This window comes from Hymenobacter wooponensis (genome assembly GCF_004745865.1).
Taxonomy (GTDB): Bacteria; Bacteroidota; Bacteroidia; order Cytophagales; family Hymenobacteraceae; genus Hymenobacter; species Hymenobacter wooponensis.
Genome location: NZ_SRKZ01000001.1, coordinates 501772 through 518131 on the forward strand (window position 1 = coordinate 501772; position 16360 = coordinate 518131).

14 protein-coding genes are annotated in these 16360 nt (G+C 56.3%); 11 read left to right on the forward strand and 3 right to left on the reverse strand.

The annotated features are described in order from the left end of the window. The first annotated feature begins 39 nt into the window (after window positions 1-39). The 3 genes from EU557_RS01990 to EU557_RS02000 are packed head-to-tail and all read left to right on the forward strand — an operon-like array spanning window position 40 to window position 2582. On the forward strand, window positions 40-678 hold the full coding sequence (locus tag EU557_RS01990; RefSeq protein WP_135528740.1) for an HAD family hydrolase: 639 nt from the start codon (window positions 40-42) through the stop codon (window positions 676-678). Further along, window positions 665-1906: a site-2 protease family protein gene (locus EU557_RS01995; RefSeq protein ID WP_245326143.1), complete on the forward strand. Its 1242-nt coding sequence runs from the start codon at window positions 665-667 to the stop codon at window positions 1904-1906. Before EU557_RS01990 ends, EU557_RS01995 begins: the two co-directional genes overlap by 14 nt. 37 nt (window positions 1907-1943) lie before the next feature. Further along, complete coding sequence (locus EU557_RS02000) at window positions 1944-2582, forward strand: hypothetical protein (RefSeq protein ID WP_135528741.1); 639 nt, start codon at window positions 1944-1946, stop codon at window positions 2580-2582. A 163-nt stretch (window positions 2583-2745) separates the two neighbouring features. Here the strand turns inward: EU557_RS02000 and EU557_RS02005 are convergent, their stop codons facing one another. Further along, on the reverse strand, window positions 2746-3936 hold the full coding sequence (locus EU557_RS02005; protein ID WP_135528742.1) for a phosphoglycerate kinase: 1191 nt from the start codon (window positions 3934-3936) through the stop codon (window positions 2746-2748). A gap of 223 nt (window positions 3937-4159) precedes the next feature. On the opposite strand from EU557_RS02005, the gene EU557_RS02010 reads away from it, so the two are divergent. From EU557_RS02010 to EU557_RS02045, 8 genes are all read left to right on the forward strand, one after another. Next, entirely contained in the window at window positions 4160-6859 is a 2700-nt protein-coding gene (locus EU557_RS02010; RefSeq protein ID WP_135528743.1) for a D-alanine--D-alanine ligase family protein, read from the forward strand. A 215-nt stretch (window positions 6860-7074) separates the two neighbouring features. Then, a complete protein-coding gene (locus EU557_RS02015) occupies window positions 7075-7860 on the forward strand; it encodes a PASTA domain-containing protein (protein WP_135528744.1) in 786 nt (261 codons plus the stop codon). 177 nt (window positions 7861-8037) lie between these two features. Continuing rightward, complete coding sequence (locus EU557_RS02020) at window positions 8038-9906, forward strand: T9SS type A sorting domain-containing protein (RefSeq protein ID WP_135528745.1); 1869 nt, start codon at window positions 8038-8040, stop codon at window positions 9904-9906. 102 nt (window positions 9907-10008) lie between these two features. After that, window positions 10009-10308 carry a rhodanese-like domain-containing protein gene (locus EU557_RS02025; RefSeq protein ID WP_135528746.1) on the forward strand — a complete coding sequence of 100 codons (300 nt, stop codon included), beginning with the start codon at window positions 10009-10011 and terminating at the stop codon, window positions 10306-10308. 219 nt (window positions 10309-10527) lie between these two features. Further along, a complete protein-coding gene (locus EU557_RS02030) occupies window positions 10528-10980 on the forward strand; it encodes a MarR family winged helix-turn-helix transcriptional regulator (RefSeq protein ID WP_135528747.1) in 453 nt (150 codons plus the stop codon). A gap of 33 nt (window positions 10981-11013) precedes the next feature. Then, entirely contained in the window at window positions 11014-11454 is a 441-nt protein-coding gene (locus tag EU557_RS02035; RefSeq protein WP_135528748.1) for an organic hydroperoxide resistance protein, read from the forward strand. Window positions 11455-11616: 162 nt separating this feature from the next. After that, a complete protein-coding gene (locus EU557_RS02040) occupies window positions 11617-12612 on the forward strand; it encodes an NADP-dependent oxidoreductase (protein ID WP_135528749.1) in 996 nt (331 codons plus the stop codon). Window positions 12613-12680: 68 nt separating this feature from the next. Next, window positions 12681-12989: a putative quinol monooxygenase gene (locus EU557_RS02045; protein ID WP_135528750.1), complete on the forward strand. Its 309-nt coding sequence runs from the start codon at window positions 12681-12683 to the stop codon at window positions 12987-12989. A 73-nt stretch (window positions 12990-13062) separates the two neighbouring features. On the opposite strand, the gene EU557_RS02050 is transcribed toward EU557_RS02045, so the two are convergent. Together EU557_RS02050 and EU557_RS25375 are read right to left on the reverse strand one after the other, a co-directional pair. Further along, complete coding sequence (locus EU557_RS02050) at window positions 13063-14985, reverse strand: RecQ family ATP-dependent DNA helicase (protein ID WP_135528751.1); 1923 nt, start codon at window positions 14983-14985, stop codon at window positions 13063-13065. Between the two features lie 252 nt (window positions 14986-15237). Continuing rightward, on the reverse strand, window positions 15238-16047 hold the full coding sequence (locus tag EU557_RS25375; protein WP_167855054.1) for a hypothetical protein: 810 nt from the start codon (window positions 16045-16047) through the stop codon (window positions 15238-15240). Window positions 16048-16360 lie beyond the last annotated feature (313 nt).

Genomic DNA, 16360 nt, shown 5'->3' on the forward strand with positions numbered 1-16360 from the left:
TTCTCTAAGTCGTTTTGGGTTTATTTTTCACTGCTCTTTATGCCTAAGCCTCATCTACTCTTCGATTTTGGAGGAGTTATCATCAACATTAATTATCAGCTTACTCTGGAGGCTATGCGGCGCCTGCATCGGCACGGTGGCACCATTGAGTTCACCCAGGCAGCTCAGGCAGAGCTGTTTGATGCGTTGGAAACGGGCCGCCTCAACCCAACTGAATTTCGGGAGGCTCTGCGCACACACTATGAGCTAGACGCTACAGATGAAGAGTTAGATGCTGCCTGGAATGCCATGCTCTTGGATGTGCCTGCTGAGCGGCTGGCTTTGATTGCGGAGTTACGGGCGCAAGGCTACCAAACGGCGCTTCTTTCCAATACTAACCACATTCACATCGCAGCTATTAATGCCGTATTGAAGAATGAATACAATTTAGAGCATGGCATTGCTGATTGCCTGGACCGGGTGTTTTATTCTCAGGAAGTAGGTCTACGCAAGCCAGGAGAAGAAATTTTCCGGCATGCGCTACGGGAGATGAACTGGAAGCCGGAGGAAACGCTTTTTATTGAAGACAGCCCCCAGCATATTGAAACGGCGCGCCGTCTGGGGCTGCACACGCTCTACCTCGCCCCGCCCCTTACCCTCACCGACGCTCTGCCCGACGCCCTCCGTGCCTTCAACTGACAATTCTCCGCTCCTGCCTTTTCCGGATGCGCCGGCCCCCACAAGCCTCTCCCCCGCCGATGATGCTGCCGCTGCCTTCACGCGCTACGAACGGCCCGATCCGCCCCGTTGGCGCACGTACTTGCTGCACCTAGGCCTGTTTCTGTTGACTTTGCTCACCACGACCCTGGTAGGGGTGGTGCTACGCGCCGGCAGTATAGTGGAGTTGCCGCCCTACGAGGTGCTGCTACAATCGTGGCCGGTGGTGTGGCGCACATTGCAGCCCGGCTTGTGGTACTCCCTGCCGTTTTTGGGTGTGCTGACGGTGCATGAGTTTGGACATTACTTCACCTCACGCTACTATCACATTCGAGCTACGCTACCGTATTTCATTCCTTTTCCCTTCGGTATTGGTACGTTTGGGGCTGTTATCCGCATTAAAGACCGGATCTTTTCGCGAAAAGAGTTTTTTGATGTAGGCCTAGCAGGTCCGCTCGCAGGATTTATAGCCGCCCTAGCGGTGCTGATCTATGGCCTGACGCACTTACCACCGCTGGAGTACTTATATAGCATTCATCCGGAGTATCGCCTCTACGGTGCCGACTATGCTCGCTATGTATATCCTAATAATCAAGCAGGCAGTTCGCTACTGAGTCAGCCCTTACTCTTCAAGCTGCTAGTACTAGTATTCGCTGACCCCAGCCGAATGCCTCATGCCAATGAGCTGATGCATTACCCGGTGCTGGTCGCGGGGGTACTGTCGTTATTTTTTACGGCACTTAACCTGCTGCCAATTGGGCAACTCGATGGAGGCCATATTCTCTATGGCCTGTTGGGTCAGCGGCGGGCCGGCCGGCTGTCTGCGCTGTTCTTCATTGGGTTCATCTTCTACGCAGGCCTAGGCCTGTTTTCCTTGCAGACCAGTGGCAAAGACTGGCTGTACTGGGGCGGCCCATATCTAGTGTATCTCCTGCTGGCCTTTTGGAAAGCGCTGCCTACTAAACGCCGCGTGGTGATGTTGGCGCTGGCAGTGTGGGCCGCACAAATAGTAGTAGCGACTGCCTGGCCCGAAGTAGAAGGCAACCCCGGCTGGCTAGTGTTTGGGCTCCTGCTGGGCCGTGTGACGGGCATTTACCACCCTGGTGCGCCCGATGAACGCCCCCTATCGTTTGGCCGACGAGTGCTGGGCTGGGTAATGCTAGTTATTTTTGTGCTTTGCTTTACTCCCGCACCATTCAGTATTCAATAGCTGCCTAGGCAGGGCAGCCTGGTGCATTTCTTCCCTCATGAATATTACGTATCAGCACCCTTTTCTGTACCAAACTCACTTGTCGTTGCGAGGGCAGAGCATGTATGTGCGCCGCAGCAACTCACAGTGGCAGCCCGCTTTGGAGCTAGCCGTTCCTTTCGAAGAAATTCTGCCACTTCGCACCGAGAAAGTACGCCACGTGCCAAAGCAACGCCTGCTAGGCCTGTTATTCATGCTGGCTTGGATTGGGCAGGATGTGGCGCGCCACGCCACGCCCGACTTTCAACTAACCACCGAGCTTCAGCTCTACGGCGGCATGATCCTGTTTATAGTGGCCTACTGCGTGTACGGCTGGTTTAACTGGTGGAATGTGTGGCACCTGCGCACTCCGCACCTCTCGCTCACCCTCCCCGACTGGCCTAGCCGACGCAAGCCGTTCCAGCAGTTTGCCTTCAGCGTAGAGCAGCGGGCCCACGACTACCTACGCCAGGAATACGCCCAGATCAATCCGCTTGGGCCCATAGAGTTGCAGCTGCACCGCTTGCATTGGTTGCACCGCCTCGGCGTGCTTTCCTCCAAAGAGCTCAAAACTCTCAGCACTCGCCTTACCGGCCGCCTTTCACTCGACCCGCTCAATCTCATGGGCCAAGAGCTGGAAACGCCTTATGTGAACTAGCAAGGAGGTAACGAGGATGTAATACAAAAACACGTCATCCTGAGTTTGCGAAGGATCTTATCACGTTAGCACGAACTGTTATAGGCCAGTCGTTCCCATGTGAAAAGCTCCTTCGCAAACTCAGGATGATGTGCTTTATAGTGCAGTCACCTGCTAGAGTGGCCTAGCGGCCTTCCAGCGCCGCTACGCCGGGCAGTTCTTTGCCCTCCATATACTCCAGCAGGGCACCGCCACCGGTGCTGATGTAGGAAACCTGATCGGCGAAGCCGAGTTGGTTCACGGCCGCCGCGGAGTCGCCGCCGCCGATGAGGCTGAAGGCGCCGCCTTTAGTGGCTTCGGCAATGGCCTGAGCTACGGTTTCGGTGCCCTTGGCGAAGCTGCTCATCTCGAATACGCCCATGGGGCCATTCCAGAGGATGGTCTTCGACTGGCGTACGATGTCAGAAAACGCTTTGATGGACTCGGGGCCGAGGTCTAGGCCGAGCCAGCCGTCCGGAATCTGGTCGTTAGGGGCTACTTTGGTCTGGGCGTCGTTGGCGAATTTGTCAGCAATTACGCTGTCGGTGGGCAGCACCAGGTTTACGCCTTTGGCTTTGGCCTTCTCGATGAGCTCCAGAGCCAAGTCCATCTTATCGGCTTCCAGCAGGGAGCTACCGATCTGGCCACCTTGCGCTTTGGCGAAGGTGTAGGCCATGCCGCCTCCGATGAGCAAGTTGTCAACTTTATCCAGCAGCTTCTCGATGATGAGAATCTTGTCGGAGATTTTGGCGCCGCCCATGATGGCCGTGAAGGGGCGCTCCGCCTCTTCCAGCACTTTTTTGGCGTTGTCCAGCTCGCCCTGCAGCAGGTAACCGGCTACCCGGTCTTCGGGTGCGAAGCTGCTGGCGATAACGGCCGTAGAGGCGTGCTTGCGGTGCGCTGCCCCGAAGGCATCATTCACGTACACAGTGCCGAGCTTCGCGAGCTTCTCGGCGAAGGCGGCATCACCTTTTTCTTCCTCGCCATAGAAGCGCACGTTTTCTACCAGCAGCACTTGGCCAGGCTGGAGAGCAGCGGCTTTCTCTTCTGCCTGCAGAGCGTCATCGGCGAATTGCACTTCCTGTCCGTACTCCTGGCCTAGGCGGGCTACCAGGTGCTGGAGCGAGTATTTATTCTCAGGTCCGCCTTTGGGGCGGCCCAGGTGCGAGAGCAGCACCACCGCGCCGCCGTCGGCTAGAATTTTCTTGATAGTAGGCGTAGCGGCCCGAATGCGCGTGTCGTCGGTGATGCGGAAATCCTTGTCGAGCGGCACGTTAAAGTCCACACGTACCACGGCACGCTTGCCGGCGAAGTTGTACTGATCGAGGGTTTTCATGGAATAGAAATGGGGTTGGATACGGCGAAGGTAAGATTCCTCGCGGCTCGTTGCGTACTTCTAGGCCAGTCTGCCACAACTGGCCTAGCAAATCGGCGTATTAGCTGCCTTGCCCTCAGTACGCAGTAAGCAACATGACACGTTATTTTTCGATTGATTGTTCTGGCCTATCAGTCGCTGACTACTCTACCTCACCTCTCGAAATACTACCTTTGCGCCACGTATGAAAATAGGCATCTTCTTCGGCGGCCCGTCGCGTGAGCGGGAAATCTCCTTCGCGGGCGGCCGCACCGTGTACGATAACTTGGATAAGTCCTTGTTTGAGGCTGTTCCCGTATTTGTGGACAGCCGCGGCAACTTCATCCTGCTAGATTGGCACTACATCTACAAGGGCACCATTCGCGACTTCTACCCGCCAGTATCGGCGCTGCCGCGCACGGAGCTGCCGGTGCAGATGTACCTGGAAAGCCTGGGTGAGCTGAGCATCGAGGAGCAAGACCGCATCATCGCGGAAGTGGGCCGGCGCGTGCTGCCCCACGAGCTGCCCCAGCTCATCGACTTCGCCTTCCTGGCCCTGCACGGCCCCGGTGGTGAAGACGGCGCTATTCAAGGTCTGTTTGAGTGGTATGGCATCCCCTACTCCGGCTCCGGCATTTTGCCCTCGGCCTTCGGTATCGATAAAATTGCCCAGAAGAAGCTCCTGACGGCCCTAAACCGCCCTACGCCCACTTTCCGCCAGATTACGGCCGAAGAATGGGACACGGCCGACCACGCCGCTACGTTAGACTATCTGGTGCGCGAGCTAAGCCTGCCGCTGGTGTTTAAAGCGCCCCGCCAAGGCTCCAGCATCGGCATCAGCATTCTGCGCGAAGCTGATCTGGCGAAGTTTGAAGCCGCCATGGAGCGCAGCCTTTTCCGCAAAACGGTAACCCAGCAAGAGTGGCTAGGCCTCTCGGAGCAGAAGCGCATTATGTGGCTGCAGCAGCTGGTAGATATCCGCGAGGGTATTGGCCTACCAGTGGTACTCAATGACGAGCCAGAGCTGATTTACCAGCCGGAGCAGCTGCTTAAGGCACTGAATGACCGCCTCAAAACTGCTGAAACTGTGCGCCTGACCAGCGTAGAAGGCGAAACGCAAGTGCTGGTAGAAAGCTTCGTGCAGGGCCGGGAATTCTCGTGCATTGTGGTGGAAGACCCCACCGGCAAGCCGTTGGCGCTGCCTCCTACTGAGATTGTGAAGGGCGAGGAGATGTTTGACTACCGCTCGAAGTACCTCCCTGGCCTAGCGCGTAAAGTCACGCCCATCGACCTGCCCGAGGCGGAGATTCAGCGCATTCGGGAAGCCTGCGAGGAAATGTTCAACACCTTTGGCTTCCAAGTATATGCCCGCCTCGATGGCTTCATCGGGCCCGATGGCAACCTGTTCCTGAACGACCCGAATACCACGTCGGGCATGCTGCCGGCTTCTTTCTTCTTCCACCAGGCGGCGGAAATCGGCCTGAACCCGTCGCAGTTCCTGACCTATCTGATTCGTACTTCTCTGGCGGCGCGCCGCCGGGGTGGCCTACGGCCGGTGAAACTGGCGGGCCTGCTGGCCCAGCTAGATGCCGCCGTGGCAGCCCGTGCCAGTGAGGAGCGCACCCGCACCAAGGTAGCCGTGATTATGGGCGGCTACTCCTCAGAGCGCCACATTTCGGTGGAAAGCGGCCGCAACATCTACGAGAAGCTCAGCTCCTCGGTGAAGTATGAGCCGGTGCCCGTGTTCCTGACCGGCAACAGCCAGGAGTTCCGCCTCTACGTGCTGCCCATCAACGTGATGCTGAAGGACAACGCCGATGATATTCGTGAGAAAGTGGAGCACATGGAAGCCGGCCACGGCCTGCACCCCGTGCTGGCCCGTATTCGGCAGGAAGCTCACGAAATCACGAATACCTACGCTGGTCAGCCCACGGCTCAGCCCCAGCGCGTGTCGTTTAAAGAACTGGCCGGCATGGTGGATGAGGTGTTCATTGCCCTGCACGGCCGCCCCGGTGAGGATGGCGCCCTGCAGCGCGAGTTGGAAATGCTAGGCCTGCCCTACAATGGCTCGGGCGTAGCCAGCAGCTCTATCACCATCAATAAGTTTGAAACGAACCGCCGCCTGCGCGAAGCTGGCCTACGCGTAGCCGAGCACCGCATGGCCAACCGCCTGGAGTGGGATGCCGACGCGGAAGGTTTCTACCGTAGCCTCGAAACGCAGTTCCCCTACCCCTTCATCGCCAAGCCTGCCGATGATGGTTGCTCTTCTGCGGTGAAGAAAATCAAGAACCGTGCAGAGCTGGAAGCCTTTACCAAACTCATCTTCCGCAACCAGGAAGACTTGATGATCGAGGATGCCAAAACGCTGCACCTGGGCTTTAAGGAGGAATTCCCGCAGAAGGATGCCTTCTTGGTAGAAACCCTCATCGACCGTGATGGTGCCGCACACTTCCTGGAAGTGACGGGTGGCCTACTGACCCACTGGAGCGAAAACGGCGAGCTAGAAATTGAAGTGTTCGAGGCCTCAGAAGCTTTGGCAACCGGTGAGGTACTGAGCCTGGAAGAGAAGTTTCTGGCCGGTGAAGGCCAGAACATCACGCCGGCCCGCTACGCCGTGGAGCCCGCCGAGCGCCAGCGCATTTCCGATGAAGTGAAGCAGGAGCTACGCCGCGTGGCCGAGGTGCTGAATATTCAGGGTTACGCCCGCATCGATGCCTTTGTGCGAGTGCGGCAGAATGGGGCCGTGGAGGTGCTCATCATCGAGGTGAACTCCCTGCCCGGCATGACGCCCGCTACCTGCATCTTCCACCAGACTGCCCTAGCTGGCTACACCCCCTACGACTTCATCGACCAGATTCTGGAATTCGGTAAAGCACGGCAGGAAAAGGCCGTAGTCCAAAACTAAAAGCTAGTTCCCCTCCTCAGATGAGGAGGGGTTAGGGGTGGTTGACTGGCCTGGAACAATAATTAGAACTAGTGCTAGTAGTCGTTCAACGATTAGTCAACCACCCCTAACCCCTCCTCATCTGAGGAGGGGAACTAGCTTCTAGCTTTCTAATTCCTAGCTTTGTTGGCAGGCTTTCCGCTCCTGACTACTAACTTCTAGCTCCTCCCATAAGAATGTCTTTTTTCAAATCTGATACACCCGCCGACGTACTAAAGCACTTGCTGGTGATTTTAGTAGCCGCAGGAATGCTCATTTTCGGCTTCTTCTACGTGTATCTGCCCCTTACCACCAACCACGGTGAGGTTATTGAGGTGCCTAAAATCACGGGTATGCAACAGGCCGATCTGGAAGACTATCTTGATGAGCGGGACTTGGCTTACTTCGTGGATGACAGCACTTACCGCCCGGAAATTAAGCCCGGTACGGTGCTTAACCAGGAACCTAAGCCCGGTGAGAAGGTGAAAGAGGGCCGTAAGCTCTATATCACGGTGGCCATGAAAAACCCGCCGGTTATCAAGATGCCCAAGCTCACGGATGGCTCCCTGAAAAATGCCCAGATGATTCTGAAGAGCTACGATTTGGTAATTGGCCAAATCAAGCTAGTGCCTAACATTCAGCAGAATGCGGTGCTGAAGCAGTTTGTGAACGGGAAGGAAATTGTCCCCGGCGCTCCTATTGCTAAAAATACCCGCGTAGACCTAGAAGTTGGCGACGGCCTTGGCAACCAGGAGTTCCCCGTGCCCAACTTAGTAAATATGCCCGCCGATGAAGCCGTAACGCTGCTCGCTGGTCTAGGGCTGCAAGTGGGCGAGCGGTTCTACCAAGAGCCTGCTGAGGGCGAAACGGAAGGTAACGTGGTGAAGCAACGCCCCGTAGCCACCCCCGGCGCTACCATTCGGATGGGACAACTCGTTGACCTCTGGATTGCGGGCCGTGAGCCCGTGCGCGACGTGCAGTAACGCGCTCATTTACGTGGTCGGAACTCTCCCGACCATCTATAAAAGAAACCAGAAGAAGGTTCGTTGTATGCACAGCGGACCTTTTTTCATTTCCGTATGGTAGCTGGTGCGTGGTAGTTGCCACCGCTTTCCGACCTTCGCTGCCGGCCTTCCTTTCATTGATTGGTATTATCTGCTATGCTTCGTCCTTTACGTTCTCTATTTCTGCTGACTTCCGCCATGCTGGGCCTGTTGCCACTGCTAGGCCACGCGCAGATGGTGCGGCCATTGTCTTCGGCGCCTCCTCAGCCCCCAGCCCCAACTACCGCCCGCCGCGGGCAGGCCCTGACGCTTCCTTTTTTCGATGATTTCGCGGGGCAAACGGAAGGCCGGCCCAATGGACAACGGTGGCTGACCACGGGCGGCACTTTAATTAACAACCGCTTTGCCCGCCGCCCACCCTCCAAGGGCGTGGCTACTTTTGATGGATTTAACGCCAATGGTCGCTCCTATGGCGGTGTTTCGTCCGTCGGCGCTACCGATTCCCTGACCTCGCAGCCCATAGACCTGAGTGGCCTACGAGCCACGGACAATGTATTTCTAAGCTTTTTCTGGCAGGCCGGTACGCTGGTTGGGCCGCCGGTGGCAGCTACCAGTGCCCGCCCAGTAGGGCTGTATGTCGACTTCCTGGATGATGCCGGCAACTGGCGCGAAGTAAGTCAGATTCGGAGCGGCGGCGACACCACCAACTTTCGGTTCCGGGCGGTACCTATCAATCAGGCCAGCTACCTGCACAGTGCTTTTCAATTCCGTATTCGGGTATTTGGTTACCAGTACAGCAACCGCGATGCCTGGAGCGTCGATTACGTGCGACTTGACCGCAACCGCACCGCCGCCGACTCCAGCTTCCGCGATATTGCCCTGAGTCAGCTTTTGCCCAGCGCCTTACAACGGTACGCCGCCATGCCGGTATCTCAGTTCAATGCTAACCCCACGCAGGAGCTGAACACGCGCACGCGCACTACCATGAACAACCTGGACCCCGGCCCGGCCCCTACTCCCATTAGCTGGACTGGCACGCTGGAGGTGTTGCCCAGTGGCCCTACCACGCAATTCCTCACCGGCAACCGTTCCCTCGATGCAGGTCGCGGCGGCCAGCAGCAACCAATTACAGGTAGTCTGCAGACTGCTACCGTGCCCGTATCAGCTGCGCCCAAGTTGTTACGCCAGCGCATCACGCTGCTTTCCAACGAAACCAACCAACTCACGCTGCCCAACGACACCATTTCGCGCGTGACGGAGCTGGCCGACTACTACGCCTACGACGATGGCAGCGCCGAGGCAACGCTTAGTCTGCCAATTGCCAACACCGGGCCGGCCACTTTTTACGCCACTCGCTACGACCTGAATACGCCGGATGTAGTTAGAGCAATTCGACTTTACCCCATGGCTACTGCGCTGGGCCGAACGGTAACTGTGGCCATTTGGGAAGACAGCAATAACCAGCCCTCAGCTACGCCCAAAGCAACAAAAAGCTTTCTGATTCCGGCCTCGTTGCCTGCCGGACAGGCCTACGTAGATGTATCCTTCGATGCTCCTGTAGCGGTAACCGGCCGCTTTTATGCCGGCTATGGTCAAGCTTCTAGCTCACAGTTTGTAGAAATAGGAGTAGACCTGAACAACGCCCCACCGGCAAACTACTTTTTCATTAACATTTTTAACGCTTGGAACAGCATATCGCTGGCCACTGCCAAAAGCCCAAATGGTGCCCTGATGCTTCGCCCATTGATGGGGGCTAGCCCTATTACGGCAACGGCCTCCGCTACCCTAGCTGCCAGCTACAGTGTTTACCCTAACCCAACCACCGACGGCTTGGTGCGCGTGGAAGGTCGTTACGCTCGAGCCACCGTGCTTGATGCCCTAGGCCGTACGGTGTGGGAGCAGCCTACCGCCCAAGCAGGGCAGGCACTACTCTCTCTGCCACATTTGTTGCCGGGTGTATATTTTGTGCAGCTCACCCTTGCCACTGGTGTAACAGTGACGAAACGGCTAGTTCGGGAGCAGTAGAGATTGGCCCAAGGTTTGCCGGTAGCTAAATAGATTTTGCAGCGTAGAATAGCTGCGAATTGTTAGGTTTACACTTGCATTCAAATCAACGTCCACCCATTCATGAACGACATCACCTCTACTGAGCTAAAAGAACGCCAGGCCAATGGCACCGCGCCGGTTATCATTGACGTGCGCGAAATTTGGGAAAACGAGGAATCTCGTATTGAGGGCAGCCAGAATATTCCGTTGGGCATGCTTCCGCAAAAGCTTGATGACTTAGAGGATTTGAAGGAACAAGAAGTGGTAGTGCATTGCAAAGGTGGTGGCCGCTCTGCTTCCGCTAAGGCCTACCTTTCTCAGCAAGGCTTCCAGAAAGTACGCAATTTGATTGGGGGCATACAGGCCTACCAGCAAGGTTAAGTTGCTACACATTCTTAAAACAACAACGCCCTGCCCCGCAGGGCGTTGTTGTTTTAAGACCGTGCCTATAATCTGGCTGTGCTTACAGTCTAACGCTAACCCGCCTAAGAAACCTTAAAACTATACAGCTAGTAATCAGAATATTAAATGTCAATTCTTAATTTAGTTGCACACAATTAAACATTACACAACCATTCTCCGTTTATTTGTCAGACGAGCATGAGCAACCAACCTTCTTCCGACGTTAGCAACCCTCTCCTGCAACTGGAGAATCAGTTGTGCTTTCCGCTCTACGCCCTCTCGCGGATGATTACGAAGGCCTACCAGCCGCTGCTGCAGGAGCTAGACCTCACGTATCCGCAGTACCTCGTGTTTCTGCTCCTGTGGGAGCATCAGGAGCTCACAGTTAAGGAGCTAGGGGAAAAACTTCTCCTCGACTCTGGCACGCTCACTCCCCTGCTCAAGCGCTTAGAGCAAAAGCAATGGATAAGTCGCCGCCGCGACCCGCGTGATGAGCGTTCTGTGATTATTGGCCTGTTGCCGGCGGGCCGTGAGCTACAGGCGCGTGCTTGCCAAATACCCGAGGAAATTTTTGCCAAGCTTAACATGCCGCAAGCTGATTTTGAGGCTTTACGGCGGCAACTCAACGCATTACTTACCCAACTGGCCTAGGCCAGTGTTCTTTCACTTTCTCACTTCTTTCCGATGAAAATCGTCGAAAAATTCTTCACCGCTCAAGCCAAAGCCAAAGGTGGCCGCGATGGTCACGTTACCACCAACAACAACGTGCTGGACATTGACCTGAGCACCCCGAAAGAAATGGGCGGCCCTGGCAAAGCTGGCGCCACCAACCCCGAGCAGCTGTTTGCTGCTGGCTATGCTGCCTGCTTTGAGGGTGCGCTGGGCGTAGCCGCTCGTCAGGCTAGCGTGAAGCTGGAAGGTGTAACGGTAGAGGCCTTCATTGGCTTCGGCAAGGCGGAAGACGGCGGCTACGGCATCTCGGCTGATTTGCACGTGAATATTCCTGGTGTAGCACAGTCTCAGGCAGAGCAACTGGTGGAAGCCGCCCACGGCATCTGCCCCTACTCACGCGCTACCAAAGGCAACATTGAGGTGACTCTCAACACCACGACTAACGCCGCCTAGGCCTACTAGCCTAGCTCAAAAGCTGTCATCCGGAGCAGATTTAAAGGCTCTTCTTGGGAAAACGAACTGCCACTTAGCGCGTTCATCTTCTCGAAGAAGGCACTTTTAGTCACTCCGGATGACAGCTTTCTTTTTTCTTTTCCCTTTGTCCCACTTCACGCTATGCAAAACCAAACCATTCTGCTCGCCAGCCGCCCCCAGGGCGAACCTACCGCGGCTCAATTCCAATTCGAAACCAGCGAGGCTCCTTCTCCCGCCGAAGGTCAGGTGCTACTCAAGGCCCTGTATGTCTCCGTTGACCCTTATATGCGGGGCCGCATGAACGCGGGCAAGTCGTACGTGCCGCCTTTTGAGGTGGGCCAGCCAATCTCTGGCGGCGTAGTGGCCGAGGTGATAGAAAGTCAGCTAGACAAGCTGCCCGTTGGTAGTGTGGTAGTAGGCAACCTACCCTGGCAGCAATACTCGGTATCGGATGGCCGTGGCCTGCAGCAAATCCCTACTGATCAGGCGCCCATCAGCTATTTCCTAGGCCTGTTGGGTATGCCGGGCCTCACGGCGTATTTCGGACTGCTGGACATCTGCCAGCCCAAAGCCGGCGAAACCGTGGTGGTATCCGGCGCGGCTGGGGCCGTGGGTATGGTGGTAGGCCAGTTGGCCAAAATCAAAGGGTGCCGCGTGATTGGCACCGCCGGCTCCGATGAGAAAGTGGCCTACCTTAAGCAGTTGGGCTTCGACGAAGCCATCAACTACAAAACCGCTAATATTCCGGAAGCACTGACGGCCGCCGCGCCCAACGGCGTAGACTGCTACTTCGACAATGTGGGCGGCGCCATTACTGACGCGGTGTACGACCTGCTCAACAAGCACGCCCGCATTGCTCTTTGCGGCCAGATTGCCAACTATAACGCCACCGAAGCTCCCATAGGTCCGCGCCCCGAAGGCAAGCTCCTCACTACCAGCTCCAAGCTACAAGGCTTCATTGTGAGCGATTACCTGCCCCAGTGGCCCGAGGGCGTAAAGCAGCTCACCGAGTGGTACGGCCAAGGCAAGCTCCAGTTTGAGGAAACTATTACAGAAGGCTTCGACCAGATACCTACCGCTTTCCTAGGACTGTTCCGGGGCGAAAATACCGGTAAAGCCATTGTGAAGGTGGCCTAGCAGCCGCTCGGATGGCTGATTCGATTCTGCTTCTGATAACATTCACTCTTTCCCTTTCCTTCTTTCCCATGTCCGAGCAAGCTAACATCATCTGCGTAGCAGCAGAATGGCGCACCACCCCTCAACAAGCTGATAATGTGCGCCAACTGATGGCACAAGCGGCGGCGGCAGTACGCGCCAATGAACCTGGCAATCTGCTGTACATAGCGCACCAAGACCCGAAGGACCCCACTCATTTTCTGTTCTATGAGCAATATGCCGACCAAGCTGCCCTTGATGCTCATGTGGCATCAGCTCATTACCAGGACGTGGTAGTAGCGCAAATCGTACCCCTGCTCACCGAGCGTAAGGTGAACCTATATAAGCTACTTGGCTAGCCTAGCTTAAAGTTTTGTGGTCTGATAACATGCCCATCAGCTAGTTGCTGATGGGCATGTTTTATTTCCCCGTTTATCCATTTAGCCGCCCGTCGGCAGCATAACTCAGTTGCCCTTGGTCTACCAGCTCCCGCAGCAGTTCCGTTACGGAGGTAGCCTGGCCTGGCGCAAAATGCGTTAGCACTTCACGCGGGGTTTTGGGGCTGGCTTTAACCAAGGTCACCACCTGTTCTCGTAGGCCACTAGGTGCCTTGGCTTCTTGTCGGGCTTTCTTCTTAGCCAGGCAAAAGTCGCAGACGTTGCAGGCGGCGGCATCCAGTTCCCCGAAGTACTCCAGTAGAAGTTGCTGACGGCACCGGCCACCGGCGGCATACTGAACCACCGACTCTGTTTTGTGGCGGGCCAGCTCGCGGGCTTGGTTGAGGCGTTTTTGGTCTAGCGGGAGCTTGTCGGCGTCGTAGCGGGGGGTGGTAAACAGGGCCTGCGGGGCCTCATGCTTGGGCTGGTACTGAATGATACCGGAGCGATGCAGGAATACCAGCATCTTGCGTACATCCACCACGCTTATGCGCAGATGCTGGGCTAAGCTGTTCTCCGAAATTCGCTGGAAGCCCGCAAACAGCTCGCCCCCGTTAAAGCGCAGCAAGCTTTTGATAAGCTGGTCGTGCTGCTGGTTGGCCACCTGGAAGCGGTAGAGGTCGGTGTGGTCGATGGGGATATGGACTCGGGCGGGATTGTTTACGGCTTCGTTTACCTGCACAAAGCCCTCCCGCTCCAGCGTGCGCAGGCTGTTGTGGGCATCCAGGGCCTTAATGCGGTAGGTTTCCGCGAACTGCTGCAAGTCGAAACCAAACGCTACTAGCTCGCCCCCGCCCACGGCCGTGCGCGAGAAATTCGCCAGAGCCTGGTACACGCGCCGCACGGTATCCAAGGGTGGGTAGGCCTGCTGAGTCCGGCGGCGCAGTTCATCGGCATCATTAGGGCCCTGGAGCAGCACCGCAAAGGCATACTTCTCGTCGCGGCCTGCGCGCCCGGCTTCTTGGTAGTAGGCCTCCAGATTGTCGGGCGCATCGAGGTGCACTACCAAGCGCACATCGGGCTTGTCAATGCCCATACCGAAGGCGTTGGTGGCTACGATACAGCGCGTTTTGTTTTGCATCCAGTCTTGCTGGGTGCGGGTGCGCTGTTCACTGGGCAGACCGGCATGATAGGGGGCGGCCGCTACCCCCTGTTGGCGCAAGTAGTTGGCGGCTTCCTCTGTCTGACGGCGCGTGCGGGCATACACAATGCTCGTTTTATCAGCCCCCACCCCGCGCACCACTTCCAACAGCCGCTTGAGCTTGTCTTCGGTGCTGAGCACGGAATACGACAGGTTAGGCCTAGCGAAGCTCTGCTGAAATACTTGGTGTGAAGCGCCAAAGTGTAGCTTCTCCACAATATCCTGGCGCACCTGCTCAGTGGCGGTAGCGGTAAGGGCAATGCAGGGCACGCCCGGCAGCAGCTCCCGCAACTCCTGAATGCGCAGGTAGGGCGGCCGGAAATCGTAGCCCCACTGCGAGAGGCAGTGCGCCTCGTCAATGGCCAGCAGGCTCACCTTCATCTTACCCACCCGGGCCCGGAACATATCCGTCAACAGCCGCTCAGGCGACACATACAGGAACTTCACCGGCCCGTAAACGCAGTTATCCAGCGTCTGGTCTATTTCCTGGTGGCTCATGCCGGCGTACACCGCCTCGGCTTTGATGCCGCGCTTGCGCAGGTTTTCCACCTGGTCCTTCATCAAGGCAATCAGCGGCGACACCACCACGCACAGCCCTGGCCTAGCCAGCGCTGGCACCTGAAAGCAGATGCTCTTACCGCCACCTGTGGGCAGGAGGGCCAGGGTATCGTGCCCCGCCAGCACCGACCGGATGATATCTTCCTGCATCGGCCGAAACCGGGTGTGCCCCCAGGTCTGGCGCAGTACGTGCAGGATATCGTCGGTGGGGTGAAGCAAGGCAGTCTGGATTTAAGGACTACGAAGGTAACGCCGCCTACCGGGAAACGAAAAGGTATTCAGCTCATGTCGCAGGGGTAAGCGCCACAATGCTGTATAGATGCCTACTGGCGTCGCGACGCTAGAACAACTGGCCTAGAACTACACAAACAACGTCAGCACTCAAAGGTCAACGAAGCCAGTAAGGCATGACATAAAAAAAGCCCGGCTCCTAACGGAACCGGGCTTTCTGTATATGAAGTTGGGAGAGGTTTAGGCAGCGGCCGACTGTCCGTTCTCCCGATCATCAATTGCCTTCTTGAGCTTGGCAATGGCCTGGGTAGCACGCTCCTCGTCCAGACGGTTGATGTTCAACAGCATCTTGGTCTTCTCAGGGCGAGTAATCACTGGGTGGTTCAACAGACGGATGATTTCTTCCTTCTGCGAAGCCGAGGCGTACGTAGGTGCCGGAGCTTCAGCCACTGCTGGGGCAGCAGGCTCGGCGGGTACAGCCTTCATGGCTGCTGGTGCTTCAGCCGCTACCGGAGCGGGTGCAGCCGCCGGAGTTACTACCATGGCTGGCTGGGCAGTGGGCGTGTTACCGCCATACTCCATTTCTTCAGCGGGCGTAGGCTCGTAACCTGCGGCGCGGATGATCCAGGCCAAGATGTTGCGGTACGCCTTACCGATGGCACGCGTCTGCGCCATGCTCATGATGGCAAACTCCTGGTAAAACTTCTTGCCCTGCTCTTTATTAGAGCAGATGGCAAAACCAGCACCTACTGTGTGGCCCGACTTCATGTCGAACAGCGTCACCTTAGCCTGGTATTTGATTTCTTGCTCGGTCGAGACGTTGATAACGTGGTCGACGATAGGCACGATGCCCAAGCGCGAACCGGCATACTGCCAGCCTTCCACGTTCACGAACTCTTTACCCTGCACCGTAGTGCTGAGCTTGTTGTCCTTGATGAATTTAGCAAGGTCCGTCGCCAGATGCAGCGTTTCGTCGGAGCGTGAGATATCAAAGCTCTCAACTTTAGTCTTACGAACCGGCTCTTTGATGTTCTTGATTGCTTCGCTCATGGCGTCTTTCCTTTTAGTCCTGTAGTACCGTATTGTTGTTCGGGTATATAACTGAATAGCCGCCGGAAAGGTGCAAAAAGCGACATTTTTATATGTATTTTTTACTATTGATTATCAATCACTTACAAAGTATTTTTCCAACCACGTTAGGCAACTAACATTTTTGGTCGCCGAGCCGTCTAAACAGGCCTTACTGTAGCCTCTGCATAGTTATCTAGGCCACCCCTGTAGGGCCTGAAAAAACCCATCAACACGCTTCCGGAAAACGAGTTGATGGGTTACACTGAATGGTACGGGTCAAACCGAACGCATT